Genomic DNA, 14,554 nt, shown 5'->3' on the forward strand with positions numbered 1-14,554 from the left:
TGAACCACGCCGGTCCACGCAGGCCGTCGCGGCTATGCTTGCGGGATGACCAGCATTCGCCGCATTGCACACCTCGATATGGACGCATTTTTTGCGTCCATCGAGTTGCTGCGGTACCCGCAGCTCAAAGGCTTGCCGGTGGTTATTGGTGGCGGCCGGCGCAAGGTTGATGACGCCCTGCAAGCCAATCCCGAGCGCGCATTGCGCTTCATTCCGGTTCACGAATTTCCCCTGCTCAAGGACTACGTCGGACGCGGCGTGATTACCACCGCCACTTATGCGGCGCGGCAATTTGGCGTGGGCTCTGCCATGGGCATGATGAAAGCGGCCAAGCTGTGCCCGCAGGCCATCGTGCTGCCGGTGGACTTTGAAGAAGTGCGCAAATACTCGCGCCTGTTCAAAAGCACTATCACGGCAATTGCGCCGCTGATGGAAGACCGCGGCGTTGACGAGGTGTATATCGATTTCACCGATGTACCCGGCGGCCAGCGTGAGGGCGGGCGCGTGCTGGCGCGCCTGATCCAGAAGCAGATTTTTGACGTGACCGGCCTGACTTGTTCAGTTGGCGTGGCCCCCAACAAGCTGCTTGCCAAAATGGCCAGCGAGTTCAACAAGCCCAAGGGCATCTCGGTTGTTTATGAGGCGGACCTGCAGGAGAAAATCTGGCCGCTGAATGTTCGCAAGATCAACGGCATAGGTCCCAAGGCTGGCGAGAAACTGGCCAGCCTGCAGATCCAGACGATAGGCGAACTCGCCGCGCAGGAGCCAGCCTTTCTCATCAAACATTTTGGCAAGGCTACCGGCGCCTGGATGCACGAGGCGGCCTGGGGCCGGGACGACCGGCCGGTTGTCACCGAAAGCGAGCCGGTGTCCATCAGCCGCGAAACCACATTCGACCGCGACCTGCACGCGGTGCGGGACAGGGCCGAGTTGGGCGCCATCTTCACCCAGCTGTGCGACAAGCTGGCCGATGACCTGCAACGCAAGGGTTACGTGGCCCGCACGATTGGCATCAAGCTGAGGTACGAAGACTTTCAAAGCGCCACGCGGGACAACACCGCGGACGCCTACACCGACGACGGCAAAACCATACGCAAACTGGCTGGTCTGTGCCTCAAACGCGTGCCTCTGGGCAAAAAATTGCGGTTGCTGGGTGTGCGCGCCGCCAGCCTTGCAAAAGCGGGGGAGGAGCCACCTGTTGAGCAAAAAAGCCAGTCAGCCCTTGATCGACGAGAAAAGTTTGCTACCGAAACAGTAGCAACTGACCAGCTGTTTTAGGCCAGTACGATCTCGTCCTGATGGTTGGCGATGTGAAAGGTGTGCGCCAGCGAAAAATCGGCCTTGTCCAGCGTACCGTAAGCAAAATGCGGCTTCAAGGGGCCGGCGTGGACTGCAAAGCGCGCGATGGCGGTGCGCAAACGCAGCGCGTCAGGACGCCAGTCGCTGCCCTGGCCCAGAGCCGGTGCACCAGGGATGGGCTCGCTCAGGCTGTGGCTCATCTGCCCGCGCCATTTAAAAAACGAAAAGGCCGCTGCACCAACGGTGGCCTGGAAGGCGGCACTTTTGGGCTGGGGGAAACCATCCAGGCTCATCTCTATGCTTTGCGCCATGTGCGCAAGCGTCGCACCCAGCGGCCAGGCACCGGTGCTGCGCGCGCTGCCTGAGCGCTCCAGCTTGTCGAGCCAGCGCAGTGCGTCATCAAGCGACTGGACTTTGGGCAGGTCCGCCATGGAATGGCTTGCTGCAAGTGCAGCTGTACTGATTAAAAAGTGGCGTCGGCGCATGGCGGGATGGTATCAGCCGCCGCCGGGCGTATGTATGGGTCTACTTCAGCGTCGCCAGATAGGCAATCAAGTCGGCCCGCTCCTGGGCGTCCTCCACCTGAAAGCCCATGCGCTGACCAGCCACCAGATCTTCCGGGTCCTGCAACCAGGCATTGAGTGTCTGGGGTGTCCAGCGCAGGCGTGACTGGGCCATCTCGTCAGAGTATTTGTAACCCTTGAGGCTGCCCACTCTTCGCCCCATCACACCGCGGTGCGCCGGGCCTGTCTTGTTGCTGTCCACCGCGTGACAGGCGGTGCAGCGCGCCGTGTACAGCGCTTGCCCCTTCAACACATCGCCTGCAACGGGCGTTTGCCAGACCCTGGGCCCCGTGTTGCTTTGCTGCGCCAAGACGGGCACTGCCAAACATAAAACTGCAGCTCCCAGAACGACCGCTTTCAACAAGCTTTTCCGTGCCTTGGGGAAGGGTCGGCCGCTTTCAAAACGGGTGAAAACACCTCGGGCACTCATGACCGGGACCGCCGGAATGCAGCTTCCTGAAACAACGATAGGCATGGGGTCTCCTCAGTAAAGGCCTGTTGAAGGCTTTGCGTAGTTCAACTGATACGCAGGAAACCCTGCGGTGGATTCGCCAAACCCGATGCGTCCAGTTGGGCTGAAAAAAGTTGAATCCGTTTGTCGAGGTGGGTGCGTATTCAGCACGACACACTTTTTTACATCTCCCCTTTATTCACCATTAGAGGCCATTCACCATGAAATTCACGCCCTCCCTCATCGCCACGTGCACGGCCCTGATATGCGCAGGCGCCAGCCTTCCCGCCCTTGCCGAAACCGGCAAGTTGTTACTCACCGGAGGCGTCAGCAGCATTGACGGTGCCGCCGGTGGCGGTTTGACGCCCTGGGCCGTCATCGGCAGCAATGCGACCGAAGGCGAGATTGGTGGCTCTGCTTTTGTGACGACCGCCGGCACCAAAGACTACGGCCTGAACATCGTCGGCGCGGCGATTGGCATCCATGACAGGTTTGAAATTTCAGCGGCCCAGCAGGATTTCAATACCCGTGCCACGGGCACCGCTCTCGGGCTGCCGGGACTGCACCTGAAGCAGAACATCATCGGTTTCAAGGCCCGCGTGGCGGGTGATGCCGTGCTGGACAGCGACTCCCTGATGCCGCAAATTGCCGTCGGCCTGCAATACAAGACATTGGGCTCCACCGGTCTCGACGGCACGCTGCGCGCGCTGGGTGCCAAGCGTGAAGGTGTTGACCTGTACGTCAGCGCCACCAAGCTTTTTCTGGGTCAGAGCCTGCTGGTCAACGGCACGTTGCGCGCCACCAAGGCCAACCAGAACGGGCTGCTGGGCTACGGCGCCACGCTTGGCGGCGGCGGCAACAACAGCTACAGCCTGCAGCCCGAAATCTCGGTGGCCTATCTGATCAATAAAAACATTGCTATCGGTGCTGAGTACCGCTCCATGCGCAACAAGCTGGAGACCGCTGGCCGTGCAGCTGGCCTGGGCAATGGCTTGCGCTCCGAAGACTGGAAAGACATCTTTATCGCCTGGGCGCCCAACAAAAATGTGTCGGTCACGCTGGCCTATGTGGATCTGGGCGTGATTGTTCCGGCCACGACAGCCAGCCGCAAACAAAAGGGCTACTACCTCTCAGCCCAGCTCGCGTTCTGATCTGCCCCCACCAAACAACACCGAAGGAACTCACATGAAAAAAACGCTTATCTCTCTCATGCTTGCTAGCGCGGGCTTACTGATGGCCAGCGCTTCGTTTGCCCAGACCGCACCGGGCAATGACCAGCTGTACAAAGCCTTTGGCGAAAAAGCTGGCCTGGTCACATTGATGGACGACTTCATGGTCCGCCTCCTGGCAGACCCCCGCACTGGCCCGCATTTCAAGCCATCGAACCAGGAGCGGGTCAAGGAGCAGCTGGTGGACCAGCTGTGCTCTCTCGCTGGCGGCCCTTGCGTTTACAAAGGCGCTGACATGAAAAGCGCACACGCCAATCTGGACATCAAAAAATCAGACTTCAACGCGCTTGTTGAAGTGCTGCAGCAAAGCATGGACGCCAAAGGCATCCCCTTCCGCACGCAAAACCAGATGCTGGCCTTGCTGGCCCCTATGCACCGCGACACGATCACCGTTCGCTAAACATTCCTCTTTTATCTAACCTGCACCCCACACCATGAAAAAAACCCTGATCTCTTTGGCGCTCGCGGCCCTGGCCAGCCACGCCTGGGCCGGCAACCTGCAAGTGCTGGTGGTTGACAAAGAAGGCAAACCCGTCGCGGATGCGGTGGTGATTGTGGTGCCCGTGAACAAGGGTGCACCCAAAGCCGCCCTGCCTTCTCAGGTCACCATCACGCAGGAAAAAATGCGTTTTATCCCGGCGGTCAGTGTGGTCGCTGTGGGCGCCAAAGCTGCCTTCGTCAACAACGACCCCTGGGAGCATCACGTGCGCGCGTCAGCCGCCGGGTTGGCGCAGTTCAGCACTGCCAACTCGGGTGGCTTTGAACTGCGGATTGATGGCAAACCGGAGGGCAAGCCTGGCAAGTCCGTGGACGGCGTGTTTGAAAAAGCCGGGGCTGTGCTGCTGGGCTGCCACGTCCATGGCTCCATGCGCGGCCACGTGTACGTCAGCGAATCACCCTGGGCTGTTTTAACGGGTGCCGACGGCATTGCCAATGTTGAGCAGATTCCGGATGGCGGCGCGCAGGTGAAGGTGTGGCACGCAGACCAGTTGCTGGACATTGCGCCGCAACAAACCTCGGTCAGTGCAGCAGACGGCAAGCTCACCATGCAACTGAGCGTGGTGCCTCGCAGACGCCGGGTTTGACGCGCGTCACGGCGGCGGTATTTCCGGCGCCTTAGACACATCGTCAACGATGTAGCCTTCCCGGATGCGCTTGCTGCATCTGCTGGGAGAGCTCAGCCAATGGCTGAACTCCCTATACTCAGCCGCATGAATCCCCAAGCCGGCACTGCCCACCACAGCCTGGAAGCACTGCTTTATGCCGCGGCGCAGGGGGACCACGCCTCATTCGCGCAAGTCTATGAACGCACCCACCTGCATCTGTTTGGTGTTGCCGTTCGTATATTGGGACAAGGACAGGCGGCCGAAGATGTGCTGCAGGAGGCTTATGTGAGCATCTGGAAAAATGCTGGCGGCTACCGCAGTGAAGTGGGCGGGCAAACCATTCAACCCATGACGTGGCTGATTGCCATCGTTCGCAACAAGGCGCTGGACGCCTTGCGCGCCCGCACGCGCCGCAGGGAAAGCGCGCTGCCCGAATCGGGTGACCTGGATGAAGACGACGTGCAAACGGGTGCGCTTCAATCTCCAAGCGCCATGCAGTTGCTGGAGCAGGCCACGCAGACCCTGAAGATCAATGACTGCATGAGCGGCCTGGAGGGCAATCATCGGCAAAGCCTGGCTCTGGCTTACTACCAGGGCCTGTCGCATACCGAAGTTGCGGCGCAGATGGGCGCACCACTGGGCTCCGTCAAGGCCTGGATACGGCGCGGGCTGGAAAAACTCAAGGGCTGTCTGGCGGCACAGGGGGTGGTGGCGTGAACGCCGCCGGGCCGTCCCAAGGGGGAAAAGCCCCCATGGGGGGCAGCGCAGTACGCGAAGCGACCAGCGTGGGGGCTCAATCACTATGAGATACACCGATGCCAAACTTTTGGAACACCTGGCCTCGGCCTACGTGTTGGGCACCCTGACAGGTGGCGCACGGCGGCGTTTTGAACGACTCCACAACGACCGAGCCGATGTGAGGAGCCTGGTCAGCCAATGGGAGGCGCGCCTGGGGCAACTGGCTGTATCTGTCCCCGCGCAAAAGCCTTCACCGCGCTTGTGGACGGCCATTGCAGCGCGCACCCGTCCCGCTTCCAGCCCATCTGCCAAAGCGGGTTGGCTGGGCAGGCTCAAACCGGCGGGCTTTGGCTTTGGTGGCCTGGCTGCTGGCGTCTTCGCGGCAAGTTTGTTGTTTGTCACCGCGCCCGGGCTCTTCATCTCCAGCGATCAGGCGGCCATGCACTCTGGCGAAAAGCTTCCGCAGAGTTATGTCGGTCTGCTGACTGACGCGCAAGGCAATGGCAAGCTGCTGGTGAGCTCGCTGCGCCACGGCAAAACGATGACAGTCAAAGTAATTGGGCCCATCACGCCGCCGGCGAGCGGAACGCTGATGCTGTGGGCCGTGCCGACAAACGGGCCAGCGTTTTCATTGGGTACGGTCCCCACAACCGGATCTGCTGTTTCCATGTTGCCTGACACGTCCGAGAAACTGCTGTCTAAAGTCAGCAAATTGGTGGTCACGCTGGAAACTAGCGCGAGCTCCACCGCGCCGAGCACAACCGTGGTTTTCAGCGGCAACTGCGCGAAGTTGTGGTGACATGCGCCGAACGCCTGCCCTCTGGGGTACATTGACACTTCATTCCATTCACCACAGGCGCACCCGATGAACTTGGTTCGAGGTTTTCTTGACCGGATCGTTCTGATCGGGGGCGTGCTTTGTGGAGGAATGACACCGAGCTTTATGGCGCAGTATCGCCAGCGCGTTGGCGGGCAGCTCAGTCAGGTGGTTCAGGACCTCGCCCCTTTCCAACAAATTGCCAATCTCAGGCATCAGGGCAGCCTGGACGCTCTTGTGGCGCATCACCTTAAAAGCACGGACCCCACATTCCAGGCCGAGGGCGCTGCCATCAAGGCCATGGTAGACGCGGCGTTGCGGCTCAAGGAAGCGTTTGAGGGCTTGAACGGCACGCTTACCCAGCAGGTCGGGTACCTGCTGCAGCATGCCGACCCGGAGGTCCTCAAGGCCACCTGGTCCATTTATCAGCCCTCGTTTTTGCTCTCGATTGACGGGCTGATATTTGCGGTTTCTTTTGGCCTGATTGTCTGGCTGGTTTTTTTGGGTACGTGGATGATCGTGGCCGGCCTGGCCACGCGCGGCCGTGGTGCAGGCTCTGCGCGGAGCCACCGGGGACTTTAGACCGCGAACAATGCGCGCAACGTGTCTGCCTCTCTCACATTGCTGACTTGTGGCCGCTGTAAAGTCACGGCCGCAGAACTCTTTGAGGACTCCAAATGAAAAATCCCCTGACGCGCAACTTTGTCGCCTGCATATTCCTGAGCCTTACTTTTGCCGGTGCGGGGCAGGCTCGCGACTATCGCACCGCCCCGGTCGAAGATGAAGAGAGCGCGGACTTTGCCGCCGGGCGACAAGCCGTCGCATCCAAAAACTGGGCGGAGGCTGCGCGAAATTTCAAGAAGGTGGTGGCGGTTAGCCCGGACAACGCCGATGCCTACAACCTGCTGGGCTACTCCAGCCGCTGGCTTGGCAAATACGACGAAGCCTTTGCGGCTTATGACAAAGCGCTGGCGCTGAATCCCGAGCACAAAGGCGCGCTGGAATACTCTGGCGTCGCCTATCTGAAAATCGGCCAGAAAGCCAAAGCCCAGGCGCAACTCACCAAACTGAAAGCCATCTGCGCCACCTGCGAGGAAACGACAGCCCTGGCCAAGGCGATCGCTGATTTCAAGCCAGCTGCCAAATAAGTCTCAAATTGGCACTGCCGACAAAGCTATGAGCCAAATAAATGCGGGCAGGTGCATCTGTTTTGGATTTTGTGGCGTTTCTCCTATGTGCTGATTCGCAGCGCATGACATTAAATTCATCAAGGAGCCCGATATGACCAATTTTTCCATCCGCAACTTTGTAGCCCTGCCCCTTTTGGCCCTAGCCCTGACAGGCGCAACACTGGCCGCCGACATCCCAACAACGCCCGTTGAAAACGCGCGGATTGACGACTTTGCAGCGGGCAAAAAGGCTTTGGCAGAAAAAAACTGGGCCGGGGCGGCAAGCAGCTTTAACAAGGTTGTGGCCAAAAATCCAAAAAATGCTGACGCCTACAACCTCCTTGGTTACTCCAACCGCTGGCTGGGCAAGTACGACGAAGCCTTTGCCGCGTACGACAAGGCCCTGGCCCTGGACCCCAAGCACAAGGGCGCGCTGGAATACTCCGGCATCGCCTACCTGAAAACCGGTCAGAAAGCCCAGGCGGATGCCCAGCTCGCAAAGCTGCAGGCCATCTGCGCCACCTGCGAAGAAACCAAAGACCTGGCCAAGGCGGTCGCTGACTTCAAGCCAGCCGCCAAATAGTTCATAGCCGCCGCGTCCGGAGCAAAAAACGGGGCTGAACGGTGTTGACAACACCTTTCACGAAACTTACAGTGAACCTTCCTCCATGGAGGTTCTCATGTCAAACCCCGTCACCCACCCGCCGCGGCACATCTCACTGGCTCAAATTGAACGCCTGAAAAATTGGCGCGCGGCCCACCACGCGGCCCAGCCGCTGGAATGTTATGCGTGGGAAGGCGTGTTGACGCTCTGGATGATGGGCTGGATAGGCTGGCTGCCGGCCTTTGCATTTGAAGCGCCGTGGGCCTACCCCTTGTGTCTGTTCGGCATGTGGATGCCCGTGCTGTATGCCCGCTTCCGGGCGCGTGCCCATGCCACGCAACGTCTCAGGTGTGACTGGCTTGATCTGGTGACCTGAGCGCATCTGGCTTACATTGGCGGGCATGAACCCACTCACCTGCCCCCTGACCTGCTTCAGCCTCACCACCACCGATCACATTGCCCACCTGGTGCTCAACCGCCCTGAAGCGATGAACACCATGCACCCGACCTTCTGGCGCGAGCTGGATGAGGCGCTGACCCACATTCACAAGGAAGGACAAGCCCGCGCACTGGTGATCTCCAGCACGGGCAAACATTTCAGCGCAGGCATGGCGCTGGAAACCTTCAGCGGCGCCATCGCCATGGACGACCAGAGCCCCGAAGGCCGCGCCGCGATCTTTGACATGCTGGCCGACATGCAGGCCACATTTACAAAACTGGAGACGCTGCGCATCCCGGTGATTGCCGCCATTCAGGGTGGTTGTATTGGCGGCGCTGTCGACATGGTGACCGCCTGCTGCATTCGTTATGCGACCCCGGACACCTTCTTCTGCATCCAGGAAATCAACATCGGCATGGTGGCCGATGTCGGCACCCTGCAGCGCCTGCCCAAGCTGATACCGCTGGCCGTGGTCAAAGAGCTGGCCTACACCGGGCGTCGTCTCAGTGCCGCCAAAGCGCTCGGCTACGGCCTGGTCAACGAGGTGTTCGACACGCCCGAAGCGATGCTGGCTGGCGCCTTGCAATGCGCCAAAGAAATCGCCAGCAAGCCGCCGGTGGCGATCTGGGGCACCAAGCAGGCCATCCACTACACCCGTGACCATTCGGTGGACGACGCACTCAAACAAATGGGCTGGCTGCAGGGCGCGATCTGGAGCAACCAGCATGTGCGCGAGGCTGTCACCGCAATGAAAGAAAAGCGGGCGGGCGAGTTTAGCGCGCTGCCACCGCTTAAATTTTTCAATGAAATGGGGCTATAGCCTTGCTCATCAATTGCAGTCGGTCACTTTACAAACTCAAATATCTGGTAGTTTCCTCGACGAACGAGTGTACAAACATTCGTTCTGATGACTTTTATTCACAGCTTCGAAAAGGTCTCCATGCTCTCCAACCTGATCAGGAAAATGATTCTTCTCGCGCTGCTACTTCCACAGCTTGGTCTGGCACAACAATGGAAGGACGCGCCCGCCTACGACAAAAAAAATGCAGACAACGTGCTCCGTCGGAGCGTCTTTTTCCTCCCCCTGTTTGGCGCAACTTATAGGGAAAAATTTGAAATTCTTCTCAAAAAAAGTTGCCGCCTGCCAGTCTACGTGGGGTCGTGATCTACAACCACGGTTGCGGCGGTCAGTGGGGATGGGAAACGACCGTCGCCCAGTTCTACTACCGACAGGGTTTTGCAGTAGTCACCCCCGACTTTTCCGGGCGTGACGGCAACAAGTTGGGATGCGCTGGCGGTACCGAGGAGGAGAGCCGGCGATCCTCTGGTGAAAAATCTCGCGAGGGAATTTACCAAGCAATTAACCCGGCACGTCTCGCGGCCCGGGCCGACGACGTCATGCGCGTAGTCGATTGGCTAAAGACACAAACGAAACTGCCGATCATTATCAGCGGCCACAGCGAAGGATGCAGGACGACCTACTCCATCAATACGTCCGACCCGCAAATCGTCGGCGGAGCCTGCGTCAAACAGGGTCTACAGGACACTTACGAGCACACGTGGAAGTGGAATGCATCCATTCCTATGTGGCAATCGCTGGAAGAGTTTGATCCTTGGGTCATGTTTGGAAACAACAACATCAGCAATGTCGGCTTTGAACGCAAGTTCACAGCTGATCCTTCCAAGCTGACCGTGGTGCGAGTACCTGGCCGTACGCACGACCCGTTGAGTCACCAAGATGAGCGTACAAGCTTGATTAACTGGCTCAACGCCCGGGTCGGAATGGCGTTGACCCCCGGGCAGAACGGGTTCAACTATGAAACCACTCTACCCGAGATCCATCAACGACTTAAAGATCCCCGGTAAGCGATGCAGCCTGAAACCCCACCCGCCTACTGCCGCGCCGTCCGCACATTCGCCGGCAGCCCTTGCGGATGGCTGGTACGAAAGGGATTGATGTCCAGTCCGCCACGCCGCGTGTATCGCGCGTAGACCGATAGTTTGAGCGGCTGGCAGCGCGTCCACACATCCATGAAGATCCGCTCCACACACTGCTCATGAAACTCGTTGTGGTTGCGAAAACTCACGAGGTATTGCAGCAGCCCTTCCTGATCTATCGGCGCGCCCTCGTAACGGATTTGCACACTGCCCCAGTCGGGCTGGCCAGTGACCAGACAGTTGCTTTTGAGCAGGTTGGACACCAGGGTCTCACTGACTGCCGGCTCTTCATGGTCGGCAAACAGCAGCTCCGGCGCGGGTGTGTAGTGCAGACACTCCACATCCAGCCGGTCAAGGTTCAAACCGTCCAGCTCATGCACGGGCTCCTGGTCAAACAGCTCGGGTCCCAGGGTTTTGACGCCCACCGCAGCACCCACTGCGGTGTTGAGGTCGGCGCGAATACGCTCGCGCACTTCACGCGCGTCCACAAACTTTGTGTTGTTGAAACTGTTGAGATAAAGCTTGAAGGACTTGCTCTCAACAATGTTGGGTGACTCGCAGGGCACGGTGATCTGCGCCAGCGCCACCTGCGGCTTGCCGCGCAGATTGAGCCAGCTCAGCTCATAGGCCGTCCACATATCGGCCCCCATGAAAGGCAAGGCGTCCGTAAGCCCCAGTTCTTCACGTTTGACGGCGCGCGGAATCGGAAACAGCAGCGATGCGTCGTACTGGTCAACGTACGCCGAGGCCTTGCCCAGCTGGGATTTTTCAGGGCTGTTCATACCGCGGCTCCTGCAGCCTTCAGGTGAGGCACCAAGGGCTCCAGCAGGCGCTGCACCACACCGGGCGGCAAGTCGTGACCCATTCCCTCGATGCCGATCAGCTTGGCGCCGGGGATGCGCCGCGCGGTGTCTTCGCCGCAGGCAAAAGGAACCAGCGGGTCAGCCTTGCCATGCAGCACCAGCGTGGGAAGGCGCAGGGTTTTGAGCTCGGCTGCACGGCGGCTGTCGGCCGCAATGGCCACCATTTGCCGAACAGTGCCTGCCGGATGAAACCCGCGCCTGGCACCGACAGAAATCCGCTCGCGCAGCAGTGCTTCATCGACCGGAAAGCCTGGGCTGCCAATCGCCTTGAAGAGCTTGACGTAATGCTCCAGCACCGAGGCCGAGTCTTTGCCATTGGGCCGGCTCATCAGCACACGCATCACATGCGGCTTGGCTTGCGGCAAGCCGCGCGCGCCGCTTGAGCTCATGATGCTGGTCAGGCTCAGCACCCGCTGGGGCGCGGCCAGCGCCACGCGCTGCGCAATCATGCCGCCCATGCTGACACCCACCACATGCGCTTCGGACACATTCAAGGCATCAAGCACAGCCAGCGCATCAGCCGCCATGTCTTGCAGCAAATAAGGGGCCTTCACGCTCAGGCCCAGCTTGTACTTGATGCTTTCCCACACGAGGTTGGGATGGCCCAGGTGGTCAAACTTGTCGGACAGACCGATGTCGCGGTTGTCCAGCCGGATGACACGAAAGCCCGCATCCACCAGGGCCTGCACCATCTCGGGCGGCCATGCAATCAACTGCATGCCAAGGCCCATGATCAGCAGCACGGCAGGGCCGGAACCGCCGCTGTCCTCAACCTCGACATTTATTCCGTTAGCTCTGATTTTCATAGCAAACTATTCCCGTCATTTATGGGCAGAGCCCCGATTTCGTCACTAACATTAGGTGAACACGCTTTCACGCAGCCACTTGGTGGCAATCCATTTTTCGCCAGCCAGCACCGGCATGCCGCCGTGCAGGGACTGGCTGCAACGATGCGGCTGGCTGTAGTTGAAAAAAACCGCATGCCCGCGTTTGGGCACCACCTGCAAGCGCACATCAGGGAAAACCGTTGCGCCACCCGACTCGGGCTCCTGCAGGTACATGATGAGTGTCGCCACACGCTGGCCACCACGCTCCAGAATGGCCGGGGTACCGGGCTCGGCCGGATCAAAATAATCGTAGTGCGGCTTGTACTCGGTGCCGGGCCGGTAACGCAGCACCTGCAGGCCCTCTCCGTTTTCAATCGGCCACTCCAGCAGCCTGGCGATGCGCGCTTCAATACGCTGGGTCAATGCGTTTTCACCCCGCGTGAAAAACATGCCCTCACTGGTGCGGTCTTTGTGAACCTCTTCACCGCCGGTTTCGACCGATACGGTTAACGAACGGTGCAAGCGGGGTCGGGCCGCCTCAATCAGCGCCTCGCATTCCCCGGCACTGAGCAGGTTCTCAAACACGATGATGTCCGGCTCGCGCATCACCGTTGTCAACTCGACCAGCCTGTCCCCGCCGTCGAGCCGCATGTGGGACGAAGCAAGCTCCGGCCACGGCACAGGCAAAGGCGGGGGTGGCGTGGAAGTCAGGGCTTCGGCGGCCACCTGGTGCTCCCACCCGGCGTAGAGCATGGCCTGAAGAATGGTGTCGTGACCATGACCCTGCGCTCTTTCCGCAGCAATCCACGCGTGCAGCTCGCGCGTGATGACCTGGCTGGTCTTGCTAGGGGTATTTGGCGCGGGCACGGCTTGTTTATTTGGTAGAGGATTGGTCTCAGGCGCTTTGCTTGCGACGGAAAACCAGTCTGTCTGGCGCCGAGACCGCAGGGTCAAAACGGTAACCCTCGGCATCAAAGCTCTGCAGCTTTTTGACACTGCCTATTTTGTTTTCAATCGCGTAGCGCACCATCAAGCCGCGCGCGCGTTTGGCGTTGAAGCTGATGATTTTGTACGTGCCGTTTTTGAACTCTTCAAAAACACAGCTCACCACCCGGGGCTTCAAGGCCTTCAGGTCAACGGCCTTGAAATATTCCTCGCTCGCCAGATTCACGATCACCGGCGAGGTGTCTGCCGCCGCGCGCTCATTGAGATAGCTGGCAATGTGCGAGGCCCAGAACTGGTACAGGTTTTTGCCCTGCGGGGTGGGCAGCGCGGTACCCATCTCCAGCCGGTAAGGCTGCATCCAGTCAAGGGGGCGCAACACGCCGTAGAGGCCACTGAGGATGCAGACGTGTTGCTGTGCCCATGCGAGCTGCTTCTCGCCCAGGGTTTTGGCTTGCAGGCCGCCGTACACGTCACCGTTAAAAGCCAGCACCGCCTGCTTCGAATTTTTGGCGGTGAATTTGGGTGACCAGGCTTGATAGCGCCCGACGTTAAGGCCAGCCAGCGCGTCTGACAGCTTCATCAAGGAACTGATTTGCGACGCTGTCTGGGTCTTCAGTACATCAATCAAAGCAGCGGACTGGCGCTTGAAGAGGGGCTGGGTGTGGGCCGCAGTTTGGGGCGGCGTGTCGTAGTCCAGGGATTTGGCAGGGGATATGAGGAAAAGCATGGACTCGGAGTTATTCGACAAAAGCCTGACTTTACGACAGGTAGATATTTTGCCCAGGATGCGCCCCCGCAGCTTTTGCGCCAGCGGCCTCTTTGCTCACACCAACAATTACGATATAGTAAATGCGTTATGAATAGGTAAACAGGAAGCCGTCATGAATGTCCCCCTCCAACCCGAAGCCGTGCGCTCTGCCTTGTCGCTTCTGCCAGCGCCGGCGCCCGTTCAGCAGCTGCACCATTACGCCTACCGCGCCAGAGATGCCGAGGAAACCAGGCATTTCTACGAAGACATTCTTGGCCTGCCGCTGTACCACATCATCCAGAGCGACTACGTGCCCAGCACCGGTGAGTACTGCCCCTACACCCACTTCTTTTTTCGCCTGCAGGACGGCTCGTTCATCGCGTTTTTTGACCTGGGTGATGACGAAGCGGCCATGCCCTCGCCCAACACGCCGCTGTGGGTCAACCACATTTCGTTTCGGGTCGACACAGAGCTTGAGCTGAACGTGATGAAAGCGCGCCTGCAAGCCGAGGGCGTGGAAGTGCTGGGCGTCACCGATCACCACATCTTCAAAAGCATTTATTTCTTTGACCCCAACGGCGTGCGGCTGGAGCTGACGGCGCAACTGGCTGATGAATTTGAAATGCTGGAAGAGAGCAAAACCGCACACGCCCGTCTGGCTGAATGGACCGCGCGCAAACAGCAATGGCGGCAGGACAAGGCCGCCGGGCTGGCGGCCGGTGCACTCAAGCCGCAGCAAAATGACAGACCGGAAATCTCCGGAACGCCTGCCGCCTAGAACTACGCCAACTATTATTTTGATAGCAGCCAGCGCCCGT

The 14,554-nt window shown here is 59.4% G+C and carries 20 protein-coding genes; 14 read left to right on the forward strand and 6 right to left on the reverse strand.

Annotated elements, in window-relative coordinates:
* Positions 1–45 precede the first annotated feature (45 nt).
* Positions 46–1,278, forward strand: coding sequence for a DNA polymerase IV (locus VE934_RS07000; RefSeq protein WP_324885747.1), 1,233 nt, complete (start codon positions 46–48; stop codon positions 1,276–1,278).
* Here the strand turns inward: VE934_RS07000 and VE934_RS07005 are convergent.
* Positions 1,275–1,730 carry a DUF1569 domain-containing protein gene (locus tag VE934_RS07005; RefSeq protein WP_324885749.1) on the reverse strand — a complete coding sequence of 152 codons (456 nt, stop codon included), beginning with the start codon at positions 1,728–1,730 and terminating at the stop codon, positions 1,275–1,277. The two genes, VE934_RS07000 and VE934_RS07005, sit on opposite strands and share 4 nt — an antisense overlap.
* A 94-nt stretch (positions 1,731–1,824) precedes the next feature.
* Positions 1,825–2,337 (reverse strand): c-type cytochrome, encoded by a 513-nt coding sequence (locus VE934_RS07010; RefSeq protein WP_324885751.1) that lies wholly within the window; start codon positions 2,335–2,337, stop codon positions 1,825–1,827.
* Between the two features lie 197 nt (positions 2,338–2,534).
* Between VE934_RS07010 and VE934_RS07015 the strand changes: the two genes are divergently transcribed.
* From VE934_RS07015 to VE934_RS07070, 12 genes are all read left to right on the forward strand, one after another.
* A complete protein-coding gene (locus VE934_RS07015; RefSeq protein ID WP_324885753.1) occupies positions 2,535–3,464 on the forward strand; it encodes a DUF3034 family protein in 930 nt (309 codons plus the stop codon).
* A 34-nt stretch (positions 3,465–3,498) separates the two neighbouring features.
* Entirely contained in the window at positions 3,499–3,942 is a 444-nt protein-coding gene (locus tag VE934_RS07020; RefSeq protein ID WP_324885755.1) for a group 1 truncated hemoglobin, read from the forward strand.
* A gap of 34 nt (positions 3,943–3,976) precedes the next feature.
* A complete protein-coding gene (locus VE934_RS07025; protein ID WP_324885757.1) occupies positions 3,977–4,627 on the forward strand; it encodes a plastocyanin in 651 nt (216 codons plus the stop codon).
* A 126-nt stretch (positions 4,628–4,753) separates the two neighbouring features.
* Positions 4,754–5,365, forward strand: a complete 612-nt coding sequence (locus tag VE934_RS07030; protein WP_324885759.1) for a sigma-70 family RNA polymerase sigma factor — start codon at positions 4,754–4,756, stop codon at positions 5,363–5,365.
* 85 nt (positions 5,366–5,450) lie between these two features.
* Positions 5,451–6,185, forward strand: coding sequence for an anti-sigma factor (locus VE934_RS07035; RefSeq protein WP_324885761.1), 735 nt, complete (start codon positions 5,451–5,453; stop codon positions 6,183–6,185).
* Between the two features lie 66 nt (positions 6,186–6,251).
* Positions 6,252–6,785 (forward strand): DUF2937 family protein, encoded by a 534-nt coding sequence (locus VE934_RS07040; RefSeq protein WP_324885763.1) that lies wholly within the window; start codon positions 6,252–6,254, stop codon positions 6,783–6,785.
* Between the two features lie 95 nt (positions 6,786–6,880).
* Positions 6,881–7,351, forward strand: coding sequence for a tetratricopeptide repeat protein (locus VE934_RS07045; RefSeq protein ID WP_324885765.1), 471 nt, complete (start codon positions 6,881–6,883; stop codon positions 7,349–7,351).
* 133 nt (positions 7,352–7,484) lie between these two features.
* Complete coding sequence (locus VE934_RS07050) at positions 7,485–7,955, forward strand: tetratricopeptide repeat protein (RefSeq protein WP_324885767.1); 471 nt, start codon at positions 7,485–7,487, stop codon at positions 7,953–7,955.
* Between the two features lie 97 nt (positions 7,956–8,052).
* Positions 8,053–8,352: a hypothetical protein gene (locus VE934_RS07055; protein WP_324885769.1), complete on the forward strand. Its 300-nt coding sequence runs from the start codon at positions 8,053–8,055 to the stop codon at positions 8,350–8,352.
* Between the two features lie 25 nt (positions 8,353–8,377).
* On the forward strand, positions 8,378–9,235 hold the full coding sequence (locus VE934_RS07060) for an enoyl-CoA hydratase-related protein (RefSeq protein WP_324885771.1): 858 nt from the start codon (positions 8,378–8,380) through the stop codon (positions 9,233–9,235).
* A gap of 120 nt (positions 9,236–9,355) precedes the next feature.
* Positions 9,356–9,580, forward strand: a complete 225-nt coding sequence (locus VE934_RS07065; RefSeq protein WP_324885773.1) for a hypothetical protein — start codon at positions 9,356–9,358, stop codon at positions 9,578–9,580.
* The gene (locus VE934_RS07070; RefSeq protein ID WP_324885775.1) at positions 9,577–10,281 is read left to right on the forward strand and encodes a hypothetical protein; all 705 of its coding nucleotides are present in this window, start codon (positions 9,577–9,579) and stop codon (positions 10,279–10,281) included. Before VE934_RS07065 ends, VE934_RS07070 begins: the two co-directional genes overlap by 4 nt.
* A gap of 26 nt (positions 10,282–10,307) precedes the next feature.
* Here the strand turns inward: VE934_RS07070 and queF are convergent, their stop codons facing one another.
* The 4 genes from queF to yaaA are packed head-to-tail and all read right to left on the reverse strand — an operon-like array spanning position 10,308 to position 13,715.
* A complete protein-coding gene (gene queF, locus VE934_RS07075; protein WP_324885777.1) occupies positions 10,308–11,135 on the reverse strand; it encodes an NADPH-dependent 7-cyano-7-deazaguanine reductase QueF in 828 nt (275 codons plus the stop codon).
* Positions 11,132–12,022 (reverse strand): alpha/beta hydrolase, encoded by an 891-nt coding sequence (locus tag VE934_RS07080; protein ID WP_324885779.1) that lies wholly within the window; start codon positions 12,020–12,022, stop codon positions 11,132–11,134. Before VE934_RS07080 ends, queF begins: the two co-directional genes overlap by 4 nt.
* 51 nt (positions 12,023–12,073) lie before the next feature.
* The gene (locus tag VE934_RS07085; RefSeq protein WP_324885781.1) at positions 12,074–12,910 is read right to left on the reverse strand and encodes a 2OG-Fe(II) oxygenase; all 837 of its coding nucleotides are present in this window, start codon (positions 12,908–12,910) and stop codon (positions 12,074–12,076) included.
* A gap of 28 nt (positions 12,911–12,938) precedes the next feature.
* Entirely contained in the window at positions 12,939–13,715 is a 777-nt protein-coding gene (gene yaaA / locus VE934_RS07090) for a peroxide stress protein YaaA (RefSeq protein WP_324885783.1), read from the reverse strand.
* Between the two features lie 154 nt (positions 13,716–13,869).
* Here yaaA and VE934_RS07095 point away from each other — a divergent pair, with 154 nt between their 5' ends.
* A complete protein-coding gene (locus tag VE934_RS07095) occupies positions 13,870–14,514 on the forward strand; it encodes a VOC family protein (RefSeq protein WP_324885785.1) in 645 nt (214 codons plus the stop codon).
* Positions 14,515–14,554 lie beyond the last annotated feature (40 nt).

The sequence above is a fragment of the Polaromonas sp. genome (assembly GCF_035638815.1).
Taxonomy (GTDB): Bacteria; Pseudomonadota; Gammaproteobacteria; order Burkholderiales; family Burkholderiaceae_C; genus Polaromonas.